The sequence below is a fragment of the Pseudomonas sp. NPDC087346 genome, assembly GCF_044744235.1.
GTDB lineage: Bacteria > Pseudomonadota > Gammaproteobacteria > Pseudomonadales > Pseudomonadaceae > Aquipseudomonas.
The window spans coordinates 58,661-79,326 of sequence record NZ_JBIUXX010000013.1; the positions used below are offsets into that span (position 1 = coordinate 58,661).

At 59.3% G+C, this 20,666-nt stretch carries 19 protein-coding genes; 10 read left to right on the plus strand and 9 right to left on the minus strand.

Annotation, left to right across the window (positions count from 1 at the left end; translation table 11 throughout):
• Nucleotides 1-72 precede the first annotated feature (72 nt).
• Nucleotides 73-1,272 (plus strand): N-acetylmuramoyl-L-alanine amidase, encoded by a 1,200-nt coding sequence (locus ACIOZM_RS10805; RefSeq protein WP_401213125.1) that lies wholly within the window; start codon nucleotides 73-75, stop codon nucleotides 1,270-1,272.
• Here the strand turns inward: ACIOZM_RS10805 and ACIOZM_RS10810 are convergent.
• A complete protein-coding gene (locus tag ACIOZM_RS10810; RefSeq protein WP_401213128.1) occupies nucleotides 1,269-1,646 on the minus strand; it encodes a glutamine synthetase in 378 nt (125 codons plus the stop codon). The genes ACIOZM_RS10805 and ACIOZM_RS10810 overlap by 4 nt on opposite strands.
• Before the next feature lie 233 nt (nucleotides 1,647-1,879).
• Here ACIOZM_RS10810 and zigA point away from each other — a divergent pair, with 233 nt between their 5' ends.
• The gene (zigA, locus tag ACIOZM_RS10815) at nucleotides 1,880-3,085 is read left to right on the plus strand and encodes a zinc metallochaperone GTPase ZigA (protein ID WP_401213131.1); all 1,206 of its coding nucleotides are present in this window, start codon (nucleotides 1,880-1,882) and stop codon (nucleotides 3,083-3,085) included.
• A complete protein-coding gene (locus tag ACIOZM_RS10820) occupies nucleotides 3,085-3,735 on the plus strand; it encodes a DUF1826 domain-containing protein (RefSeq protein ID WP_401213134.1) in 651 nt (216 codons plus the stop codon). Before zigA ends, ACIOZM_RS10820 begins: the two co-directional genes overlap by 1 nt.
• A gap of 4 nt (nucleotides 3,736-3,739) precedes the next feature.
• Here the strand turns inward: ACIOZM_RS10820 and ACIOZM_RS10825 are convergent, their stop codons facing one another.
• Nucleotides 3,740-4,096 (minus strand): NADH:ubiquinone oxidoreductase, encoded by a 357-nt coding sequence (locus ACIOZM_RS10825; RefSeq protein WP_401213137.1) that lies wholly within the window; start codon nucleotides 4,094-4,096, stop codon nucleotides 3,740-3,742.
• A 28-nt stretch (nucleotides 4,097-4,124) separates the two neighbouring features.
• On the opposite strand from ACIOZM_RS10825, the gene ACIOZM_RS10830 reads away from it, so the two are divergent.
• The gene (locus ACIOZM_RS10830; RefSeq protein WP_401213138.1) at nucleotides 4,125-5,090 is read left to right on the plus strand and encodes a CobW family GTP-binding protein; all 966 of its coding nucleotides are present in this window, start codon (nucleotides 4,125-4,127) and stop codon (nucleotides 5,088-5,090) included.
• Nucleotides 5,091-5,143: 53 nt separating this feature from the next.
• On the opposite strand, the gene ACIOZM_RS10835 is transcribed toward ACIOZM_RS10830, so the two are convergent.
• Nucleotides 5,144-5,557 carry a DUF3301 domain-containing protein gene (locus ACIOZM_RS10835; protein ID WP_401213141.1) on the minus strand — a complete coding sequence of 138 codons (414 nt, stop codon included), beginning with the start codon at nucleotides 5,555-5,557 and terminating at the stop codon, nucleotides 5,144-5,146.
• A 117-nt stretch (nucleotides 5,558-5,674) separates the two neighbouring features.
• On the opposite strand from ACIOZM_RS10835, the gene pdxY reads away from it, so the two are divergent.
• Nucleotides 5,675-6,547, plus strand: coding sequence for a pyridoxal kinase PdxY (pdxY, locus tag ACIOZM_RS10840; protein ID WP_401213144.1), 873 nt, complete (start codon nucleotides 5,675-5,677; stop codon nucleotides 6,545-6,547).
• A gap of 98 nt (nucleotides 6,548-6,645) precedes the next feature.
• On the opposite strand, the gene ACIOZM_RS10845 is transcribed toward pdxY, so the two are convergent.
• Nucleotides 6,646-7,128 carry an acyl-CoA thioesterase gene (locus ACIOZM_RS10845; protein ID WP_003229693.1) on the minus strand — a complete coding sequence of 161 codons (483 nt, stop codon included), beginning with the start codon at nucleotides 7,126-7,128 and terminating at the stop codon, nucleotides 6,646-6,648.
• Between the two features lie 280 nt (nucleotides 7,129-7,408).
• Here ACIOZM_RS10845 and ACIOZM_RS10850 point away from each other — a divergent pair, with 280 nt between their 5' ends.
• Nucleotides 7,409-9,172: a cation:proton antiporter gene (locus ACIOZM_RS10850; RefSeq protein WP_401213146.1), complete on the plus strand. Its 1,764-nt coding sequence runs from the start codon at nucleotides 7,409-7,411 to the stop codon at nucleotides 9,170-9,172.
• A 21-nt stretch (nucleotides 9,173-9,193) separates the two neighbouring features.
• On the opposite strand, the gene ACIOZM_RS10855 is transcribed toward ACIOZM_RS10850, so the two are convergent.
• The 4 genes from ACIOZM_RS10855 to uvrD form a co-directional block, all read right to left on the minus strand.
• A complete protein-coding gene (locus ACIOZM_RS10855) occupies nucleotides 9,194-9,601 on the minus strand; it encodes an SMI1/KNR4 family protein (RefSeq protein WP_053163993.1) in 408 nt (135 codons plus the stop codon).
• 138 nt (nucleotides 9,602-9,739) lie between these two features.
• Nucleotides 9,740-10,615, minus strand: coding sequence for a Tim44 domain-containing protein (locus tag ACIOZM_RS10860; protein ID WP_401213149.1), 876 nt, complete (start codon nucleotides 10,613-10,615; stop codon nucleotides 9,740-9,742).
• Between the two features lie 176 nt (nucleotides 10,616-10,791).
• Nucleotides 10,792-11,232 carry an EamA family transporter gene (locus ACIOZM_RS10865; RefSeq protein WP_201229418.1) on the minus strand — a complete coding sequence of 147 codons (441 nt, stop codon included), beginning with the start codon at nucleotides 11,230-11,232 and terminating at the stop codon, nucleotides 10,792-10,794.
• 145 nt (nucleotides 11,233-11,377) lie between these two features.
• Nucleotides 11,378-13,561 carry a DNA helicase II gene (gene uvrD, locus ACIOZM_RS10870; protein WP_401213153.1) on the minus strand — a complete coding sequence of 728 codons (2,184 nt, stop codon included), beginning with the start codon at nucleotides 13,559-13,561 and terminating at the stop codon, nucleotides 11,378-11,380.
• A 257-nt stretch (nucleotides 13,562-13,818) separates the two neighbouring features.
• On the opposite strand from uvrD, the gene ACIOZM_RS10875 reads away from it, so the two are divergent.
• The 3 genes from ACIOZM_RS10875 to ACIOZM_RS10885 all read left to right on the plus strand — a co-directional run bounded on the left by ACIOZM_RS10875 (nucleotide 13,819) and on the right by ACIOZM_RS10885 (nucleotide 18,152).
• Nucleotides 13,819-16,692 carry a putative bifunctional diguanylate cyclase/phosphodiesterase gene (locus ACIOZM_RS10875; protein ID WP_401213156.1) on the plus strand — a complete coding sequence of 958 codons (2,874 nt, stop codon included), beginning with the start codon at nucleotides 13,819-13,821 and terminating at the stop codon, nucleotides 16,690-16,692.
• A gap of 150 nt (nucleotides 16,693-16,842) precedes the next feature.
• Nucleotides 16,843-17,709: a transcriptional regulator HexR gene (gene hexR / locus ACIOZM_RS10880; RefSeq protein ID WP_007912071.1), complete on the plus strand. Its 867-nt coding sequence runs from the start codon at nucleotides 16,843-16,845 to the stop codon at nucleotides 17,707-17,709.
• Nucleotides 17,710-17,948: 239 nt separating this feature from the next.
• Nucleotides 17,949-18,152 (plus strand): PA3496 family putative envelope integrity protein, encoded by a 204-nt coding sequence (locus tag ACIOZM_RS10885; protein WP_401213158.1) that lies wholly within the window; start codon nucleotides 17,949-17,951, stop codon nucleotides 18,150-18,152.
• Here ACIOZM_RS10885 and ACIOZM_RS10890 read toward each other — a convergent pair.
• Complete coding sequence (locus tag ACIOZM_RS10890) at nucleotides 18,094-19,056, minus strand: LysR family transcriptional regulator (protein WP_401213161.1); 963 nt, start codon at nucleotides 19,054-19,056, stop codon at nucleotides 18,094-18,096. The two genes, ACIOZM_RS10885 and ACIOZM_RS10890, sit on opposite strands and share 59 nt — an antisense overlap.
• A 190-nt stretch (nucleotides 19,057-19,246) precedes the next feature.
• Between ACIOZM_RS10890 and ACIOZM_RS10895 the strand changes: the two genes are divergently transcribed.
• Nucleotides 19,247-20,662 carry an acetyl-CoA carboxylase biotin carboxylase subunit gene (locus ACIOZM_RS10895; protein ID WP_401213163.1) on the plus strand — a complete coding sequence of 472 codons (1,416 nt, stop codon included), beginning with the start codon at nucleotides 19,247-19,249 and terminating at the stop codon, nucleotides 20,660-20,662.
• The last annotated feature ends 4 nt before the right edge of the window (nucleotides 20,663-20,666 follow it).

The window sequence follows — 20,666 nt, forward strand, 5'->3', positions numbered from 1 at the left end:
CGTGTTGATTGAATTTGATGTTACATTATAACAATTCAAATCACGATGCCTTTTTCATGAACGGGCTTTCATATGCACAGACGCCATCTGCTTAATCTGATTCTGGCCAGCGCGGCCTTCGCTCTACCTTTCAGTGTTTCGGCGACGCAAATTCGAAATGCGCGGCTTTGGCGTTCGGATGACAAGTTGCGTTTGGTGTTCGATCTAAGCGGGCCCGTTCGCTATAAAACCTTTTCTCTAAGCGCTCCAGAACGGCTGATCATTGATCTTAGTGGCGCAAATTTGAGTGGCGATTTCAGTCAGCTGGCGCTGGAAAACACGGTGATCCGTTCGATTCGATCCGGACATTTTGGCCAGGGTGATACGCGGATTGTTCTCGATCTGGGCAGTCCAGTGTTATTGAACAGCTTCCTTTTGGCGCCGCAGGACGGCCAAGGACACCGGCTGGTGCTGGATCTGGTAAGCGCCAAAACGCCAGTTTTACCGATGGTTCCACGTGAAACACTTGAGACAAAGGGCCATCTGAAGCGCGACATTATTGTGGTTGTCGACGCTGGGCACGGTGGTAAAGACCCTGGTGCAGTCGGCTCCAAGGGCGAAAGAGAGAAAGATGTGGTGCTGTCTATCTCGCAACTACTCGCCAAACGCCTGAAAAAAGAGAAGGGATTCGACGTCAAACTGGTACGCAACGATGACTTCTTCGTCCCCTTGCGTAAGCGTGTGGAGATCGCCCGTCAGCACAAAGCCGACATGTTTATCTCGGTGCATGCGGATGCGGCGCCGCGTCTGACCGCTTCCGGCGCCTCGGTTTATTGCTTGTCTGAGGGGGGCGCAACTTCTGCGACTGCACGCTTTATGGCCCAGCGAGAGAACGGCGCAGATCTGCTCGGCGCGACCAGTCTGCTCAATCTAAAGGATAAGGACCCGATGCTCGCCGGAGTCATTCTCGACATGTCGATGAATGCGACCATCGCTGCAAGTTTGCAGCTTGGCAGCACGGTATTGGGCAGCTTGGCGGGCATCACCACGCTGCATCAGAAACGTGTGGAACAGGCGGGTTTTGCCGTGCTGAAGTCGCCAGATGTACCGTCGATTTTGGTGGAAACAGGCTTCATTTCCAATGTGCGTGATAGTCAGCGACTGGTTACCGCGAGGCATCAACAAGCTGTCGCCGATGGATTGTTTGAAGGATTGCAGCGTTATTTCCAGAAGAATCCCCCTGTCGATAGCTACATGGCCTGGCAACAGGAGCAGCAAAAAGCGCAGGTCTAGCAGCCGGTAATCCGGCTGCAAGTGAACTTGGCACTGCTACCACCGGAACTGGAGAAGCGATTGATCGTGGTCCAGCCGACGCGACGGGTATAGCCGACCCAGGCTTCCCCGTCGGAGGCGATGCCAGTGAAGAACGTCAGTTGCCCGAAGCGGCTGTTGGTCTGTGCCCAATAGCGCTGGCTGCTCTTGTCGAAACCCCGCAGGTAAATCGTGCTGCCGGCCGTGTTGACGCTATAAGCGTTGCCTTCGGCATCAACACAGGCCAGCAGATTAGCGCTGCGCGTGCAGTTGGCGAGGGCTGGAATTTGCGCCCAGGCGTTGGCTGCGCTCAACAGGGCAAGGCTCAATACCGCGCATTTCAACGCATTTTCCATCGCATTTCCTGAGGAGCAGATTAGGTGCAGCTTCCTGTTCTTTGTCGTCTACGGCAAGAGGGGGCTGGTATATTCATATTGTTATACTATAACATCAATTTGAATTGAGCCTGAGTCAGCCGATTTTCAAGCGTCTACTTCTGCGAGCACCTCGTTTGAAGCCAGAGAACGCCACGCGCTGCGCGAACGCACCATTTCGGGCGTTGATCGGCTACTACCGTGAGGATTACCCCATGTCTACCCAGCTTCCTGTGACCGTTCTTTCGGGCTTTCTCGGCGCCGGAAAAAGTACACTTTTGAATTACGTACTACGTAATAGAAACGGTTTGCGTGTGGCGGTGATCGTCAACGATATGAGCGAGATCAATATCGATGGCAGCGAAGTTCAGCGCGATGTCAGCCTGAACCGTGCAGAAGAGAAACTCGTGGAAATGAGTAACGGTTGTATCTGCTGTACGTTACGCGAGGACTTGCTTGAAGAGGTCAGCAAGCTCGCCCGTGATGGGCGCTTCGATTACCTGCTGATTGAATCGACCGGAATCTCCGAGCCGCTGCCGGTAGCGGAGACCTTCACTTTTCGCGATGAACAGGGGCAAAGCCTCTCCGATATCGCCCGTCTCGACACCATGGTCACCGTCGTCGACGGCATGAACTTCCTGCTCGATTACCAGGCTGCGGAAAGCCTCGCCTCTCGCGGTGAAACCCTTGGCGAGGAAGATGAACGTTCGATTACCGATCTGCTGATCGAGCAAATCGAGTTCGCCGACGTCCTGCTGATCAGCAAGATCGACCTTATCAGCAGCAGCGAGCGCGAAGAGCTGACGGCGATCCTCAAACGCCTCAATGCCACCGCCGAAATCGTGCCGATGGTGATGGGCGAGGTGCCGCTGGAGAAAATCCTCAATACCGGCCGCTTCGATTTCGACAAAGCCGCCCAGGCCCCCGGCTGGCTACAAGAGCTACGCGGCGAACACATCCCGGAAACCGCCGAGTACGGCATCGCATCCACGGCTTACCGCGCGCGCCGGCCGTTCCATCCGCAACGCTTTTTCAGCTTCATTGATCGTCAGTGGTTGAACGGCAAATTGCTGCGCTCCAAAGGGTTCTTCTGGCTCGCGAGCAAGCCTACCGACGCCGGTAGCTGGTCTCAGGCAGGCGGCTTGATGCGCCATGGTTTTGCCGGACTCTGGTGGCGGTTTGTGCCAAAAAACCAATGGCCAGAAGATCAGGAAAGCACCGCTGCGATCATGGAAAACTGGACCGCCAGCGTCGGAGATTGCCGTCAGGAGTTGGTGTTTATTGGGCAGAACATCGATTTCCTACAGCTTGCCGAGGAACTGGATGACTGCCTGCTGACCGATGCCGAAATGGCCATCGGTGCAGAAGGCTGGCGAATGCTGCCGGACCCGTTCGGCCCTTGGCATGAAGAGGCCGCCTGATGCTTGCGCTGAAACTCCAGCAAACCCGGACGCGCTATCAGCATCAGGGCCCGACCCCCAAAGCACTGGCGCGAATCCTTGAAGACCCGATCAACCTTGCCGTTTGGCAGCGCCAACTGCCGCTGCACATCGCCGAGTTCGCAAGTTTGTTGTTGTCGCTCAATGAGCCTTTGGCGGAATCGTTGTGCCTGGAATTACCGGATGAAGAGGCTGAACCCGATCTAACAGGATTGGCCGCAGGCTTTTGCGATCTGGAAGGTTATGAAGGCTTTATCGCCGATCTGAAATGGCTGACCAGCGCCTTCGCCTGCCTGCTCGGCGCCAAACGCATCGGCCTGCGTCTGCGGGTGCTGGACAAGGCCATGTGCCCGCGTTTTCACGTCGATCATGTGCCCGTGCGGCTGATCACCACCTATGCCGGCATCGGCAGCGAATGGCTCAAGGAAGGCGCGATGGATCGCCAGCAACTGGGTCAGCCGAACGCTGAGCCGCAAGACGCGCAGCAAATCCAGCAACTCGTCAGCGCTGACGTGGCGCTATTGAAAGGCGAGAAGTGGCACGGCAATGAAGGCTTCGGTCTGATCCACCGCTCGCCACAACTGGCCCTCGGCGAGCGGCGGCTGATATTGACCCTCGACTGGCTCGGCTGACGTCTCAGGGCTTGAGCCAGTTGCCGTGGCTCTGGCTCTCGCAGTACGGCTGCAAATACGCGGCGTCGGTGGCCACGCCGTAATAGTGGATATCCTGGCGATAGGGCATATTGGCGACTTGAGCGTTGCTGCACACACCGAAAGCGCCGCTCGGGCATTGGTCGACGTATTGCACTTCGACTTTTTGTCCGGCCAGATTGGGCTGGCAGAAGCCGTCGCTGAAGAGTTTCTCCGGGATGTTGCGATTCTGCTGGCAGACTTTCACGTCGAGTCGCTCGGCCTGGCTATGCACCACGCACGCCTGAGCCAGCGCTTCGCCCGACACCAGCATCAACAGCAACGACCATCCCATCCACCGCATCTTCGACCTCCTCAGAAAACTTGCGCCCATGTTGCAGAACATTCCTACCCATGTCATCGCCGGACCATTGGGCGCCGGCAAGACCAGCCTGATTCGCCACCTTATGGCCCAGCGACCGGCTGATGAGCGCTGGGCGGTGCTGATCAATGAGTTCGGCCAGATCGGCCTCGACGCCGCGCTGCTGACGCGCGATGCCGATGGTATCGCACTGGGCGAAGTGGCCGGCGGCTGCCTGTGTTGCGTGAATGGCGCGCCGTTTCAGATCGGTCTCGGGCGATTGCTGCGCAAGGCGAAACCGCACCGCTTGTTTATCGAGCCTTCCGGGCTCGGACATCCGGCACAGTTGCTCAAGCAACTTAGCGAGGCGCCGTGGCTCGGAGTTCTCGCGGTTCAGCCCTGCGTGCTGGTGCTGGACGCCCAAGCGCTGGCGGCGGGTAAGGTGTTGCCGGCAGCGCAACAGGGCGCGTTGGCCAGCGCGGGATTGTTGCTGCTCAACAAGGCCGATGATCTTGATCACATGACTCGGCAGAAAATCGTCGATCAGTTGCCGCCCGTCAGGCTGATCTGGACGCAGCAGGCGCAATTGCCCCTGAGTGAGTTACCGGGATTGGCCGCGCAAGCGGCGTTCGGTGTGGATAAGTTGGTCATTCCCAAAGGATTGGGGCAAATGCCGGCGATCTGGACTGATCCGACGGCGCCAATCTGCCTGAGTCAGGCGCAGGAGGGCGGTTGGAGCATTGGCTGGCGTTGGCATCCGAGTCAGGTGTTCGACAAGCAGCGCATGGCAGATTGGCTGCAAGGGCTGGACTGGCAGCGGGCGAAACTGGTTATCCACAGCTCGGACGGCTGGGTTTCGGCCAATGCTTTGGATAACGCTGAGTTGAGTTGGCAGGCAAGTGAATGGCGGCAGGATTCGCGGATCGAGCTGATTTTCAGCGAGGCGCAGGAAGTTGCGGCGCTACAGAAGGCAATGTCTGGCTGTCGGATGGGTTGAAGATCAAAAGATCGCAGCCTTCGGCAGCTCCTACAGGGTGAATCTGCAGCGAATTACGGCTTCCATTTGGTGTGTTCCTGGCGCCATTGGCTTAGCTCGATGACTTCGGCTCGCGGCTTCTGGACTTCGACCACAGGTGGCGTGTCGTCGAACGGGGCCGGGTAGGGCGCCAGTTCGATCTGCGCGCTATGGGCGCCGAACTGGGTGATGGTGCCGTTGTGACGGGTTTCGCCGGTCACGGTGAACTCGAAGTTGTACACCCGGGCCAGGCGCCGACGACCGCTGGCATCCTTGATGAAACCGATCTTCTTCAGCGCAACGTTGCCGTCGAGCAACTCGACGCGCACGTTCAGACAGTGCTGTTTGACCCGCTCCAGCGCCCGCTCGCGCAAGCCGTGGTTGTGCCAAAGCCACGCGCCGGCAGCGGCGAACAGCATCAGCACGAAAATGTTTTCGAGGGTCAGCATCAACAAGGAACTCCAAAAGATAGCGTCAGCTTAACTGCGTCGCCGGTCTGTCGTACAGGCTGCGTTTCGTCGCATACTGCGCGGCTTGAATTTCAATCGTTTTACGGAAAAACCCGAATGAAACGTACACCTCATCTGCTCGCCATTCAGTCCCATGTGGTGTTTGGCCACGCCGGCAACAGCGCTGCGGTCTTTCCGATGCAGCGGGTCGGGGTGAACGTCTGGCCGCTCAACACGGTGCAGTTCTCCAATCACACCCAATATGGCCAATGGGCGGGCGAAGTGCTGTCGCCGCACCTGATTCCCGAACTGGTCGAAGGCATCGCTGCGATTGGCGAGCTGGGCAACTGCGACGCGGTGCTGTCCGGTTATCTGGGCAGCGCGGCGCAGGGACGGGCGATTCTCAGCGGCGTGGCGCGGATCAAGTCGGTCAATCCCAAGGCTTTGTATCTGTGCGACCCGGTGATGGGCCATCCGGAGAAAGGTTGCAGTGTGCCGACCGAAGTCAGCGATTTCCTGCTAGAAGAAGCGGCTGCGGTGGCGGACTTCATGTGCCCGAACCAACTGGAGCTGGACAGCTTCTGCGGGCGCAAGCCAAGTTCGCTGTTCGACTGCCTGGCCATGGCGCGTTCATTGCTGGTGCGCGGGCCGAAAGCAGTGTTGGTCAAGCATCTGGACTATCCGGGCAAACCGTCCGACGTTTTCGAGATGTTGTTGGTGACCGCCGACGAGAGCTGGCATCTGCGCCGTCCGCTGTTGGCGTTTCCGCGTCAACCGGTGGGTGTGGGTGATCTGACGTCCGGACTGTTCCTCGCGCGGGTACTGCTGGGTGACAGCCTGGTGGCGGCGTTTGAATTTACCGCTGCTGCGGTGCACGAAGTGCTGCTGGAAACCCAGGCGTGTGCCAGTTACGAGTTGCAACTGGTGCGGGCGCAGGACCGGATTGCGCATCCTCGGGTGAAGTTCGAGGCCACAGCGATCAGCTTGTAACCCTTTTAAAGCGAAAAGATCGCAGCGTTCCGCAGCTCCTACATGGGAATCTAAACCCTGTAGGAGCTGCGGAACGCTGCGATCTTTTGCTTTTGATCTCAGGCGTCGCCCTTGATCTCCTGATAGCGCTTTTCCAGCTCCTGACGAATCTGCCGGCGCTGCTGGGCCTGCATGTAGCGGCGTTTGTCTTCGCTGTTCTGCGGTTGCAGCGGCGGGACGGCGGCCGGTTTGCGCTGATCATCGACCGCAACCATGGTGAAGAAGCAACTGTTGGTGTGGCGCACCGAGCGCTCGCGGATGTTCTCGGTCACCACTTTGATGCCGACTTCCATCGAGGTATTGCCGGTGTAGTTGACCGACGCGAGGAAGGTCACCAGTTCGCCGACATGAATCGGCTCGCGGAAAATCACCTGATCCACCGACAGCGTCACCACGTAGCGACCGGCATAACGGCTGGCGCAAGCGTAGGCCACTTCGTCGAGGTATTTGAGCAGGGTGCCGCCGTGGACATTGCCTGAGAAATTGGCCATGTCGGGGGTCATCAGTACCGTCATCGACAGCTGGGCGTTTCCGGGTTCCATAACGTTCTCACGGGTCAAGGCTGGGTTGCTGGAAGCACCTCTGCGGGTGCCTGGTCGCTTTTCAAAACCACCGTTATCGGGACGCCAGGCGACAGGTTGCCGTCACGCCGGGATCGATCTGTTTCCATATATTGCACCGCCTTTCAGCCGGAAGTCGCGGTGTTACCCTGCAAAAGCCCTTGCCCAAGGGTAATTCCTACACCCAAAGCGGTTTTTTACCCCGCTCGCCCAGACTTTTCTGACGTCTGCCCGCGAGCCATTCATTCAAGGAGCCCACGCCATGCATGCCATCAGCTTTATTCAGGATCTGGCAGTGATCATGTTGGTCGCGGGTGTGGTGACCGTACTGTTTCACCGTTTCAAGCAGCCGGTGGTGCTCGGCTACATCGTCGCCGGTTTCATCATTGGCCCGCACACGCCGCCATTCGGCCTGATCCATGATGAAGAGACGATCAAGACCCTCGCCGAGCTGGGGGTGATATTCCTGATGTTCTGCCTCGGGCTGGAGTTCAGCCTGCGCAAGCTGTTCAAGGTCGGTGCCACGGCGTTTATCGCGGCGTTCCTGGAAATCGTGCTGATGATCTGGATCGGCTACGAGATCGGCCGCTGGTTCGACTGGAACACCATGGACTCGCTGTTCCTCGGCGCAATTCTGGCGATCTCCTCGACCACCATCATCGTCAAGGCGCTCAACGATCTGAAGATGAAGAACGAGCGCTTTGCCCAATTGATCTTCGGCGTGCTGATCGTCGAAGACATCCTCGGCATCGGCATCATCGCCTTGCTGTCGAGCATCGCGGTCAGCGGCACGGTGAGTTCCGGCGAGGTGTTTTCCACGGTCGGCAAACTGTCGTTGTTCATGATCGTCGCGCTGGTGATCGGCATCCTGCTGGTGCCACGGCTGCTGGCCTACGTGGCCAAATTCGAAAGCAATGAGATGCTGCTGATCACCGTACTTGGCCTGTGTTTCGGCTTCTGTCTGCTGGTGGTCAAGCTTGAATACAGCATGGTGCTCGGCGCATTCCTGATCGGTGCGATCATGGCCGAGTCGCGGCAATTGCTGAAAATCGAGCGTCTGATCGAACCGGTTCGCGACCTGTTCAGCGCAATCTTCTTCGTCGCCATCGGCCTGATGCTCGACCCGCTGATTCTTCTGCAATACGCGTGGCCGATTGCGGTGATCACCGTGGCCGTGGTGCTGGGCAAGATGTTGTCCTGCGGCCTCGGGGCATTTATCGCCGGCAATGACGGACGCACCTCACTGCGCGTTGGCATGGGTCTGTCACAGATTGGCGAATTTTCCTTCATCATCGCCGCGTTGGGCATGACCTTGCAGGTCACCAGCAACTTCCTCTATCCGGTAGCGGTGGCGGTTTCGGTGATTACTACGCTGCTGACGCCTTACCTGATTCGCGCTGCCGACCCGCTGTCGATCAAGCTGTCTGCCGCCATGCCTCAACGTCTCGGGCGGGTGTTCGGCATGTATGGCGAATGGCTGCGCAGTATCCAGCCGCAGGGCGAGGGCGCGATGCTGGCGTCGATGATCCGGCGGATTCTGCTGCAGGTCGGGGTCAATCTGGCGCTGGTGATCGCGATATTTTTTACCGGCGCATTCTTTGCCGGGCGACTTTCGATCTGGATGCAGGACTGGATCAGCGATCCGAGTTGGCAGAAAGCGCTGATCTGGGGCGGCGCGCTGTTGCTGTCGCTACCGTTCCTGATCGCCGCCTATCGCAAGCTCAAGGCGCTGTCGATGTTGCTGGCGGAGATGGGCGTGAAGCCGGAGATGGCCGGGCGTCACACACAGCGAGTGCGCCGGGTGATCGCCGAAGTGATCCCGATTCTCTCGCTGCTGGTGATTTTCCTGCTGCTGGCAGCCTTGTCGGCCAGTATTTTGCCGACCAACAAGTTGCTGGTGCTGATCGCCGTGGTCGCGGCCGCCGTGGCCGCCGTGCTGTGGCGCTGGTTCATCCGGGTGCACACGCGGATGCAGGTGGCCTTGCTCGAAACCCTCGACAACCACAAGGAGTCGTCGGGGCACTGACCACCCGGGGCGTTGGGTCGATCAGCTTTCCAGCCAGACGTCCCGCGCCCAGTGCCATACCGATTCCCAGGTTTCTTCGGCAATCAGCTCTTCTTCGGCCTGCCACAACACCACGGTGCCGTCTTCTTCGACGCAGTAGTAGTCGTCGCCGTCCTGGCAGATCGGAATCAGGCTGCGGTCGACGCCGGCATCCCAGGCGTTGGCGGCAACGTCCGGCAGATAGGTGTGCGATTGCGGGTCGGTGACGGTCACCGGCTCCAGGCTGCCGTAGACCACGTCGCTCACGGTCAGCAGGAATTCTCTGAAGACGAACGGGATATCGATGAACAGTTGTTCTTCGATTTCCACCAGTTGGTCTTCGTCAGGCAACTCCAGCGGAACCGGTACGGGTTCGTTGGCTTCGCGCAATTGTTCGATAATTTCTTCCACGTCCGGGATCCTCTTGCTTGTATGGCGCGGTTTATATGGGGCGGTTTATACAGTAGCTCGCTATAGATGCAACTGCGAAATAGAAAAACCCCGGACGAGTCCGGGGTTTTCGTTACTGCATGCTTAACGCAGGGAGTATCAGCCGTTCTGGCGGATACCGGCGACCAGCCAAGGCTGGTTGTCGCCCTGCGGACGTTCCATGTTCCAGCTTTCGCTGAACACTTCGCCCTGGTCGAAACGCGAGTTTTTCGACACGCCGCTGAAGGTCAGGGTGGCGATGGTCTTGTCTGCGCGATCATCCACGCCATCCAGTTGTACCTGGAGGTTGTCGATGAAGGTCGACTGGAACGCATCACCCAGTTCAGCACGCTCACGCTTGAGGAACTCGAGCATTTGCGGGGTCACGAACTCGGCAATCTTGTCCATTTCGTTGGCATCCCAGTGCTGCTGCAGCGACTGGAAGTGGCTGCGTGCAGCTTCAAGGAAGCTGTGTTCGTTGAACCAGGCCGGCGCGTTGATCACCGGACGGGCGGCAGCAGGTGCAGCCGAACCACCGAAGATCGAACCCATTGCCGCTGGCTTCTGTTCGAACACTTCACGCTGCATCGGCGCGCCAGCCGGAGCCATGTGCTCCTGCTGCTTGCGTCGACGAGCGGCGATGAAGCGGAAGATCACGAACGCGATCACAGCCATGATCAGGATGTCGAAGATCTGCATGCCCTGGAAGCCGCCGCCCATGAACATGGAAGCGAGCAGGCCACCGGCGGCGATGCCGGCCAGAGGGCCGAGCCAGCGCGAAGCACCGCCGGCCTTGGCCGCGGCGCCAGCGGCACCGGCAGCACCAGCGGTCGCCGCAGCGCCGCCCATGCCTGGAGAAGAAGGAGCCATCTGGCTGGTCTGGTGCGACGGCGCAGCGCCGGCGCTTTTGCCACCACCAAAGCGCTTGGCGTTGGCGTCGAGGCTCATCGTCAGGCCGATGCACAACGCCATGGCGATGCTAAGAAAACGTTTCATAAAGGGAATTCCCGTTTGTGGAGACACGCGCGCCATGTTGCACAGCTGAAGTGTTACTGGCTAGCGAGAGAGTGTTTCGGGCTTTTGCCTGACAGGTTACGTTCAGCTCCGTCGAAGCAATAAGGCCATGTACTTTTGTCTGTAGGAAAACCGGACAGGTTTAGTGAGACAGGTGCTTAGCGACGAAACGCCAGCATCACCACACCGGCCGTGATCAGGCCGATGCCGCCCCATTGGCGCAGGTCGAGTTTTTCGCCCAGCAGGACCACGCCGAGCACCGCCACCAGCACCACGCTGAGTTTGTCGACCGGAGCGACCAGCGAGGCCGGGCCGACTTTCAGTGCGCGGAAGTAGCACAGCCACGACGCGCCTGTGCCCAGACCGGACAACAGCAGGAACAGGTAGCTCTTGGCGGAGATCGATCCCAATGACTGATATTGGCCCGTGGCGTACAAAATCAAGGCCAGGCTGACCAATACCACGATGGTGCGCAGCAGAGTGGCAAAGTCGGAATTGACGTTTTCGATGCCGACTTTGGCGAAGATCGCCGTCAGCGCGGCGAATGTGGCTGAAAGCAGTGCCCAGAATGTCCAGGAAGAAAAGAAGCCTGAGCCCATGCGTTTATCCTTTCTGATAATCCAGCGCCAAACCCTGTAGGAGTGAGCCTGCTCGCGATATCCATCGGTCATTCAACATATTGTCGTCTGACCCTCCACCATCGCGAGCAGGCTCACTCCTACAGAAACGCAATCGGGTAAGGCTTTAAATGGCTTCCAGCTTCGCGTAACCGAGCATCAACCACTTGCTGCCTTCGCTGAAGTTCACCTGCACCCGCGCCTGCGCTCCCGCACCTTCGAAGTTGAGGATCACCCCTTCACCGAAGATCGAATGCCGCACAGCCTGACCAAGGCTGAAGCCGGTTTCCGGAATCTCGCTGCCGCTGAACAGGTTGCTGCCACTCATCGACTGATTGCCGCCGAACGGTCGGCTGACGCTGTTCGACAGACGCACTTCCTGAATCAGACCTTTTGGCACTTCTCGTACGAAACGCGAGACCTTGTTGTAGGTTTCGCTGCCGTACAGGCGTCGGGTCTCAGCATAGGTCATCACCAGATTTTGCATCGCCCGGGTGATGCCGACGTAAGCCAGACGCCGTTCCTCTTCAAGACGACCCGGTTCTTCCAGGCTCATCTTGTGCGGGAACAGGCCTTCTTCCATGCCCACCAGGAACACGTAAGGGAATTCCAGGCCTTTGGCGCTGTGCAGCGTCATCAACTGAATGCTGTCTTCGTGTTCGTCGGCCTGAGTGTCGCCAGCCTCCAGCGAAGCGTGGCCGAGGAACGCTGCCAATGGCGTCAGTTCTTCGTCTTCCTCGGTGTTTTCGAAGTTGCGTGCGGCGCTGACCAGTTCCTCAAGGTTTTCTACCCGGGCCTGACCTTTCTCGCCTTTTTCCGCTTCGTGATAAGCGATCAGGCCGGATTGCTCGATGACGGTCTGGGTCATCAGGTGCAACGGCATCTCGGCGCACTTGGCGGCGAGGTTTTCGATCAGCTCGATAAAGGCACCGAGGGCGCCAGCCGCGCGGCCGGTCAGACCTTTGTTGGCGACCAGCAGACGCATGGCTTCCCACATCGACACATCGCTGTGGCGTGCATGTTCGCGGATCGCTTCGACGGTTTTCTCGCCGATGCCGCGTGCCGGAACGTTGATCACCCGCTCCAGTGCCGCGTCGTTGCCGCGACCTTCCAGCAAGCGCAGGTAGGCCATGGCGTTTTTGATTTCCGCACGCTCGAAGAAGCGTTGGCCGCCGTAGATGCGGTACGGAATGCGTTCGCGCAGCAAGGCTTCTTCCAAAACGCGCGATTGGGCGTTGGAGCGGTACAGAATCGCGATATCGCTGCGAGCCAGGCCGGTTTTCAGCGCACTTTCGATGGTTTCGACAACGTAGCGTGCTTCGTCGTGTTCATTGAACGCGGCGTACAGGTTGATCGCTTCGCCGTCGCCGCCATCGGTCCACAGCTCTTTACCGAGACGTCCGGTGTTGTTGGCGATCAGGGCGTTGGCCGCTTTGAGGATGCCGGCGGTGGAGCGGTAGTTCTGCTCCAGACGAATGGTCTCGGCGTCCGGGAAGTCGGCGGAGTACTGGTGGATGTTCTCGATTTTCGCGCCGCGCCAGCCGTAGATCGACTGGTCGTCGTCGCCGACCACCATCAGGCTGTCGCCGCCATGACCAAGCAGACGCAACCAGGCGTACTGCACGGCGTTGGTGTCCTGGAACTCGTCCACCAGAATGTGCCGGAAACGCTTCTGATAATGCGCCAGCAGACCTGGATGGTCGCGCCACAGGTCGAGAGCACGCAGCAGCAGTTCGGAGAAGTCGATAACGCCGGCGCGCAGACAGGCAGCCTCGTAGGCTTCATAAATGCTGCGCATGGTGGCCAGGTATAGATCACCGCTGGCCTGAATGTGTTTCGGGCGCAGACCTTCGTCTTTCTGCCCGTTGATAAACCACTGCGCCTGACGGGCCGGCCAGCGTTGCTCATCGAGCCCCAGCTCGCGGATCACCCGCTTGACCAGACGCTGCTGGTCATCGCTGTCGAGAATCTGGAAGGTCTGGCTCAGGCCGGCTTCCTGCCAATGGGCACGCAGCAAGCGGTGTGCCAGGCCGTGGAAGGTACCGACCCACATGCCGGCCGGGTTAATACCCATCAACTGCTCGATGCGGTGACGCATCTCGGCAGCGGCCTTGTTGGTGAAGGTCACCGACAGAATGGAGTGGGGCGAGGCGTTTTCGACCTGGATCAACCAGGCGATACGGTGCACCAGCACTCGGGTTTTACCGGAGCCAGCACCGGCCAGGACCAACTGACGGCCAACGGGGGCCGCTACGGCCTGGCGTTGGGCATCGTTGAGAGAGTTCAGCAGAAGGGAGAGATCATCGCGCATCGGCGCATTCTAGGGTGCGCCGCCAGCCCGGGCAAACCGAGCTTTGCATTAGCCGATGAAAGTCCTGCCAATGACGACCGGTCGGTCACTGGCTGAAGGCGTCAGCCCGTCTGGCTCCGCGGGTTTTGTCGGTGTCTTGGAGGCGAAAAGTTTCGGTGAAATTATGATCTGGAGCAGTTTGGCAAGTGGGTTGGCTTGTGTATGCTCCGTCCACGTTTCGGGCGCACGCCCCCCTTATAAGAACAAGAACGTTGCCCATGACCCTCAGCTCCGAACTGTCGGGCCCCTCTGTGGAACCCCGGGTTATCCGCAAGCATTACGCCATGGAGATGGCGGTCGAGCGCACGCGCCTGTTGTATCAAGGCTCGTTGTTGCCCACTCTTTTCATGTTGATCAATGGTCTGGTCTGCGCCGGTTTGCTCTGGAGCCCGCAGCGCTACTTCGTGGTCAGCATCTGGCTGGTGTGGTTGCTGTCGCTGGTGGCGTTACGGGTGATTCAGGTCGCCGCGTTCGATTCGGCGATCCCCAATCGCCAGGCTCAGCCAATCTGGGGCCGGATGTTCCTGCTCGGTTCGACTATGACCGGCCTGACGCTGGCCGGCGCCGGCATCGCCCTGGTGCCCGCCGACAATTTCATACAGCAAGCCTGGGTGTTCGGCCTGATCGGCGCCGCGACCTTGTCGGCGAGTGTTGCCTACGCGGTGAGCCTGCCGGCCTTTCTGTCCTTTACTTTGCCGTGTCTGCTGCCGGCCATCGGTTATCTGTTCTGGGGTGGCGACGAACTGGCGCGTGGCTGGGGCTGGCTGGGACTGATCCTGCTCGGATCGTTGAGCGTGGTGGCGTGGCAGGTCAATCGTCTGATCGATCGTGGTTTGCTGCGACGCTTCCAGAATCAGCACCTGATCGAACATTTGCAACAAGCCCAGGCCCGCAGCGACCAGCTCAATAAAGAGCTGGCCAAAGAGATCGAGCATCGCCGCTGTGCCGAGGGCAAGCTGCGCGAGGCGCAAGTCGCGCTGGAAGACCGCGTTGCCCAGCGCAGTCGCGAACTGGACGTCGCCAATCAGGCCCTGAGCAAAAGCGAGGCGCGGCTGGCGCTCGCGTTGAAGGCCAGCGAACTGGGCTTGTGGGACTGGAACCTGCAAACCGACGAAGTCCATCACACGCAGATTCAGGAACTGTTCGGCCTCGCCCCGGAATACGTCACGGCGATCCTGCGCGACCTCAAGCCACGACTGCATTCGGAAGACGTGCCGGCGCTCAAGCATGCGCTGATCGAACATCTGAAGGGCCGCACCGAGGACTATCAGATCGAATACCGCGTGCGTCACGGCGACGGTCATTGGGTCTGGATCGAAGACCGTGGGCGTGCGGTGGAGCGTAGCGAAAGCGGGCGGGTGATCCGCATGGTCGGCACCCGGCGCGATATCAGCGCCAGCAAAAACCTCGAACAGCAACGGCAACTGGCGGCAACGGTGTTTGAAGCGGCCAGCGAAGGCATTGTGATTCTTGACCCTGATTACGCGCTGATCGCGATCAATCAAGCGTTCAGCCGGGTCACCGGTTATGACATTGATGACATGCTCGGGCGCAACGTTGTCGAGTTGCCGTGCAGCCGCGATGCGCGCCGCCATTACGTCGCGATCCGCCATGAGCTGGAGCAGCATGGCAGTTGGCAGGGCGAACTGGTTGAAACCCGCAAGAATGGCGAGCTTTATCCGCAATGGCTGCAATTGAACGCTGTGCGCGATAGTCGGGGAAACGTCAGTCATATCGTAGGCTTCTTCGCCGATCTTTCGGCCCGCCGCGAATCCGAAGAGCGCATGCGCTATCTGACGCATTACGATGAACTGACCGGGCTGGCGAATCGCTCGCTGTTTCGCGAGCGTCTGCATGAAGCCCATCAGCGTGTGCGCCAGGGCGGGCGGCGCAGTCTGGCGTTGCTGCACATCAACCTTGATCGGTTCAAGTTGCTCAACGACAGCCTCGGTCACGAAGTTGCGGATCAGTTGCTGCAGAAAATGTCTCGACGGCTGGTCAACGCTTTGCCGGAGGCCGACACCATCGCCAGATTGTCCGGCGATGAGTTTGCCGTGCTGTTCGATGCGTACGGCAACTTGTCGAGTCTAGCGCGGGTGGCGACGCGGCTGTCGGCCAAGCTGCGCTTGCCGCTGACAGTTGAAGGGCATGAACTGGTGGTCAGTGCCTCGATGGGCATCAGTATGTTGCCGGACAACGCTCGGGAAATTTCCGCACTGGTCAGCCAGTCGAACATGGCCATGCAGCACGCCAAGCATCTGGGCGGGAACAACTTCCAGTTCTACACCGAGAGCTTGCAGGCCAGCACGCTTGAGCGCTTGCAGCTGGAAAATCAGCTGCGCAAAGCCATCGATGAAAAGCAGTTGAACGTGTACTACCAGCCGAAACTGTGCCTGGAGACCGGCCGCCTGAATGCGGCGGAAGCTCTGGTGCGCTGGGATCATCCGACCATGGGCCGGGTGCCGCCGGGGGACTTTATCGGGCTGGCGGAGGAGACCGGGCTGATCGGCCCTATCGGTGAATTCGTGCTGCGTCAGGCCTGCTGGCAGGCGTGCGAATGGCAGCGTCAGGGTCTGGCACCGATTCGGGTTTCGGTGAACCTGTCGGTGCATCAATTGCGTCAGGGCAAACTGGTCAGTCTGGTGCGTCAGGTACTGGAAGAAACCGGCCTGGCGCCGCACTGTCTGGAGCTGGAACTCACCGAAAGCCAGTTGCTCGACAGCGTCGAACACATCATCGCGACCTTCCAGCAACTGCGCGACCTCGGGGTGAAGCTGGCGATTGACGACTTCGGCACCGGCTACTCGTCGTTGAGTTATCTCAAGCGCATCCCGGTGGATTACGTAAAGATCGATCAGGCATTCATTCGCGGTCTGGGGCAGGGCAGTGAGGATGCGGCGATCACCCGGGCGATCATTGCCATGGCGCATGGGCTGTCGCTGAAAGTGGTGGCCGAGGGCGTCGAACGCGAGGATCAGCTGGAGTTCTTGCGCGCCGAGTGTTGCGATGAAGTGCAGGGCTATCTGATCAGTCGCCCGGTCGAGGCCATTGCGTTGGCCAGGCTTCTGCGTGAACAGGAAAACCCGTTTTAAGGGCTACATGCAGTGCATCGCGCCTGATACGGGGGCATCGAGTTACGCATTGAGCAGGCAAAAAGACAATTCATGTAGTATAACTACAAGCTTGCTACATCCTTGGCGTCTGCCCATAAACAGTCCTGCCCACAACAAGAGTCCAGCCCCTTGAATCTGCTGCAACACATTGCCCAGTCACGTCACCTGTTACGCAAGTCGGAGCTCAAGGTCGCCGACCACGTGCTGCTTGACCCTGCGGCGGTGATGCACAGTTCCATGGCCGACCTGGCCCACAGCGTTGGCATCAGTGAGCCGACCATCGTGCGTTTTTGCCGCGCCATCGGTTGCTCCGGTTTTCAGGATCTGAAACTCAAATTGGCCCAGAGCCTGGCCGCCGGTGCCAGCTTCGGCCAGTTCGCGATCCACGAAGACGACTCCGTCGCCGACTACAGTCTGAAGATTTTCGACACCACCCTGCACACGCTGATGGAGGTTCGCGAGAAGCTCGATCCGGTGGAATTGCAGCGCGCGGTGACGCTGATGTCGCAAGCGCAACGCGTCGAGTTCTACGGCTTTGGTGCGTCGGGCGCGGTGGCGGCGGATGCGCAGCATAAATTCTTCCGTTTGCTGCTGACCGCAGCGGCGTATTCCGATCCGCACATGCAGGCGATGTCGGCCGTAACCTTGAAGCCGACCGATGTGGCGATCTGCATTTCCCAGTCCGGCCGCTCCAAGGATCTGCTGATCACCGCCAACCTGGTGCGCGAGAGCGGTGCATCGTTGATTACCTTGTGCCCGAGCCAGACGCCGTTGGCTGAGCTGTCGACGGTCAATCTGGCGATCGATGTGCATGAAGACACTGAAATCTACACGCCGCTGACTTCGCGTATCGCCCATCTGGTGGTGATCGATGTGCTGGCGATGGGCGTAGCCATGGCGCGTGGGCCGAGCCTGGTCAACCACCTCAAGAGCGTGAAGCGCAGTCTGCGCAGCTTGCGGTTGTCGCCAAAAGCCGCGAAAGCCCTTGATGACTAAAGTCATCGTAAGGTCGTTCCGACCTTAATCGCGAGCAGGCTCGCTCCCACAGGGGGTCGCGGTGAACACAAACTCTGTGTCTTATCGGGATCAAATGTGGGAGCGAGCCTGCTCGCGATGGCATCTATGAAAACACCGCAACCATCCGCAAGTTTCATCTGTCTGTAACGTCCAAGCCGCCAAACCGTCATCCCTCGCGCCTATCGTGAAACTCCCGTAATCGCCTTGGGAGACTCGAAATGGCTCAGCCTTACGAAGAACGCAACAGCGCCGCGAAAACCCGTCGTCAGCAGGAAGACCAGCGCCGCATGGAATTCCGCCGAGCTATCGAAGATCGCTTCGAACTTCGCCAGCTTCAGGCCGAAATCGTCGACTTCCCGGACATCAATCACTGGCAGGCAGCACCCGCAGCTTCCCGTCGAAGCGCTCAACCAGCGCGCTGATCTGCGTCCGTTCGCTGCGGATAAACGCCAGGAAGGCGTGCGCCACCGGTGACAGGCGTTTGGCCTTGGCCTGAACCAGACACCAACTGCGCAGCAGCGGCAATTCCTCGACCGGCAACTCCACCAGTCCGCCGGTCGCCAGCTCCAGGTTCAGGGCATGGCGCGTCAACAGCGCCAGGCCCAGACCTGCCAATACGCACTCGCGCTGAGCTTCGGCGGATGCCACTTCCTGGGTCTGGGTGAAGTGCACGCGCTTCTCTTTGAAATACTCTTCGCACGCCAGTCGAGAACCCGAGCCGGGTTCGCGGATCAGCAGCGTATAGGGTTCCAGATCCTGTAAACGCAGCGGGCCCATGTGCGCCAACGGATGATCCGGTGGGGCGACGGCGACAATCGGGTTGTTAAGGAAAGGCAAGAATTCCAGGCCCATGTCCTGCGGGACCATCGACATGATCACCAGATCATCGCGGTTGTCGGAGAGGCGGCGGATCACTTGGCCGCGATTGACCACGGTCAGTTGCAGATTCACTTCCGGGTGCTGGCGCTTGAAGGCGGCGAACAGGTGCGGCACAAAATATTTGGCGCTGGATTCAACTGCCAGCTTCAATTGTCCCTGCAGCGATCCCTGCATGTCCGACAGTTGCATATCGAGGTTTTCCAGACGCCCGAAAATGTCCCGGCTGGCGCGTTGGAGTGCCTCAGCGGCTTCGGTCATGTAGAGTTTTTTGCCGACGTAATCGAACAATGGCTGGCCGATCAGCTCTTCCAGCTGACGAATCTGTAGGCTGACGGCCGGTTGCGTGAGAGACATTTCCTCGGCTGCGCGGCTGTAAGAGCGTAAATCACACACTTCGTTGAAGATCTGCAATTGACGCAATGTCATACGCATCAAGGACTTACGCATTTTTTATAGGCTCTGGCCGGCGGCTGATGGTTTAACTATAAGTCTTTGCTTATGCCTGACCCAATAATTATTCATTTTTGTTAATCCCTTGTGGGCGCTAGTGTGAAGACGCGACCAGATTGAAACATTTGGTCACGCGTCGACCTGGGTCTAGCAGGTCGTGATGCCACCGGCTCAAGGGAACCTCCAAGTGATAACAAAGATCCTGATCGCCAACCGTGGTGAGATTGCCGTACGAATCGTGCGAGCCTGCGCCGAAATGGGCATTCGCTCGGTTGCGATTTTTTCCGACGCCGACCGGCATGCCTTGCATGTGAAGCGTGCGGACGAGGCCCACAGCATTGGTGCCGAGCCACTGGCCGGTTACCTGAACCCGCGCAAGCTGGTGAACCTGGCGGTGGAAACCGGCTGCGATGCACTGCACCCGGGTTACGGTTTCCTTTCGGAAAACCCCGAGCTGGCGGACATCTGCGCCGAACGCGGAATCAAATTCATCGGTCCATCGGCTGAAGTGATTCGCCGCATGGGCGACAAGACCGAAGCCCGCCGCAGCATGATCAAGGCTGGCGTGCCGGTTACTCCGGGCACCGAAGGCAACGTCGCGGACATCGCCGAAGCGCTGACAGAAGGCGACCGTATCGGTTACCCGGTGATGCTCAAGGCCACCTCCGGTGGTGGCGGTCGCGGCATCCGTCGCTGCAACAGCCGCGAAGAACTCGAACAGAACTTCCCCCGGGTCATTTCCGAAGCGACCAAGGCCTTCGGTTCGGCGGAAGTGTTCCTGGAAAAGTGCATCGTCAATCCGAAACACATCGAAGCGCAGATTCTCGGCGACAGCTTCGGCAACGTCGTGCACCTGTTCGAGCGTGACTGCTCGATTCAGCGCCGCAACCAGAAGCTGATCGAAATCGCTCCGAGCCCGCAACTGACCCCGGAACAGCGCGCCTATATCGGCGACCTGTCGGTGCGTGCGGCCAAGGCCGTGGGTTACGAGAACGCCGGCACCGTGGAGTTCCTGCTCGCCGAGGGCGAGGTGTACTTCATGGAGATGAACACCCGGGTGCAGGTCGAACACACGATCACCGAAGAAATCACCGGGATCGACATCGTCCGCGAACAGATCCGCATCGCCTCCGGCCTGCCGCTGTCGGTGAAACAGGAAGACATCCAGCACCGTGGTTTCGCGTTGCAGTTCCGCATCAACGCCGAAGACCCGAAAAACAACTTCCTGCCGAGCTTCGGCAAGATCACCCGTTACTACGCCCCCGGTGGTCCCGGCGTGCGCACCGACACGGCGATCTACACCGGTTACACCATCCCGCCGTTCTACGACTCGATGTGCCTGAAGCTGGTTGTGTGGGCCCTGACCTGGGAAGAGGCGATGGACCGTGGGCTGCGCGCCCTCGACGACATGCGTCTGCAAGGCGTGAAGACCACCGCCGCGTACTACCAGGAAATCCTGCGCAACCCGGAATTCCGCAGCGGCCAGTTCAATACCAGCTTCGTTGAAAGCCACCCTGAACTGACCAACTACTCGATCAAGCGCAAACCCGAAGAGCTGGCCCTGGCCATCGCCGCCGCCATCGCCGCCCACGCAGGCCTGTGAGGAA

Coding starts and splice junctions, on each gene's coding strand:
- ACIOZM_RS10835 (WP_401213141.1), bottom strand. CDS start 5,557: ATGCTGACCCTCGAAAACATTTTCGTGCTGATGCTGTTCGCCGCTGCC.
- ACIOZM_RS10865 (WP_201229418.1), bottom strand. CDS start 11,232: ATGGGCTCAGGCTTCTTTTCTTCCTGGACATTCTGGGCACTGCTTTCA.
- ACIOZM_RS10810 (WP_401213128.1), bottom strand. CDS start 1,646: ATGGAAAATGCGTTGAAATGCGCGGTATTGAGCCTTGCCCTGTTGAGC.
- ACIOZM_RS10820 (WP_401213134.1), top strand. CDS start 3,085: ATGCTTGCGCTGAAACTCCAGCAAACCCGGACGCGCTATCAGCATCAG.
- ACIOZM_RS10830 (WP_401213138.1), top strand. CDS start 4,125: ATGTTGCAGAACATTCCTACCCATGTCATCGCCGGACCATTGGGCGCC.
- ACIOZM_RS10860 (WP_401213149.1), bottom strand. CDS start 10,615: ATGAAACGTTTTCTTAGCATCGCCATGGCGTTGTGCATCGGCCTGACG.
- ACIOZM_RS10805 (WP_401213125.1), top strand. CDS start 73: ATGCACAGACGCCATCTGCTTAATCTGATTCTGGCCAGCGCGGCCTTC.
- uvrD (WP_401213153.1), bottom strand. CDS start 13,561: ATGCGCGATGATCTCTCCCTTCTGCTGAACTCTCTCAACGATGCCCAA.
- ACIOZM_RS10825 (WP_401213137.1), bottom strand. CDS start 4,096: ATGCGGTGGATGGGATGGTCGTTGCTGTTGATGCTGGTGTCGGGCGAA.
- zigA (WP_401213131.1), top strand. CDS start 1,880: ATGTCTACCCAGCTTCCTGTGACCGTTCTTTCGGGCTTTCTCGGCGCC.
- pdxY (WP_401213144.1), top strand. CDS start 5,675: ATGAAACGTACACCTCATCTGCTCGCCATTCAGTCCCATGTGGTGTTT.
- ACIOZM_RS10850 (WP_401213146.1), top strand. CDS start 7,409: ATGCATGCCATCAGCTTTATTCAGGATCTGGCAGTGATCATGTTGGTC.
- ACIOZM_RS10885 (WP_401213158.1), top strand. CDS start 17,949: ATGGCTCAGCCTTACGAAGAACGCAACAGCGCCGCGAAAACCCGTCGT.
- ACIOZM_RS10845 (WP_003229693.1), bottom strand. CDS start 7,128: ATGGAACCCGGAAACGCCCAGCTGTCGATGACGGTACTGATGACCCCC.
- ACIOZM_RS10890 (WP_401213161.1), bottom strand. CDS start 19,056: ATGCGTAAGTCCTTGATGCGTATGACATTGCGTCAATTGCAGATCTTC.
- ACIOZM_RS10875 (WP_401213156.1), top strand. CDS start 13,819: ATGACCCTCAGCTCCGAACTGTCGGGCCCCTCTGTGGAACCCCGGGTT.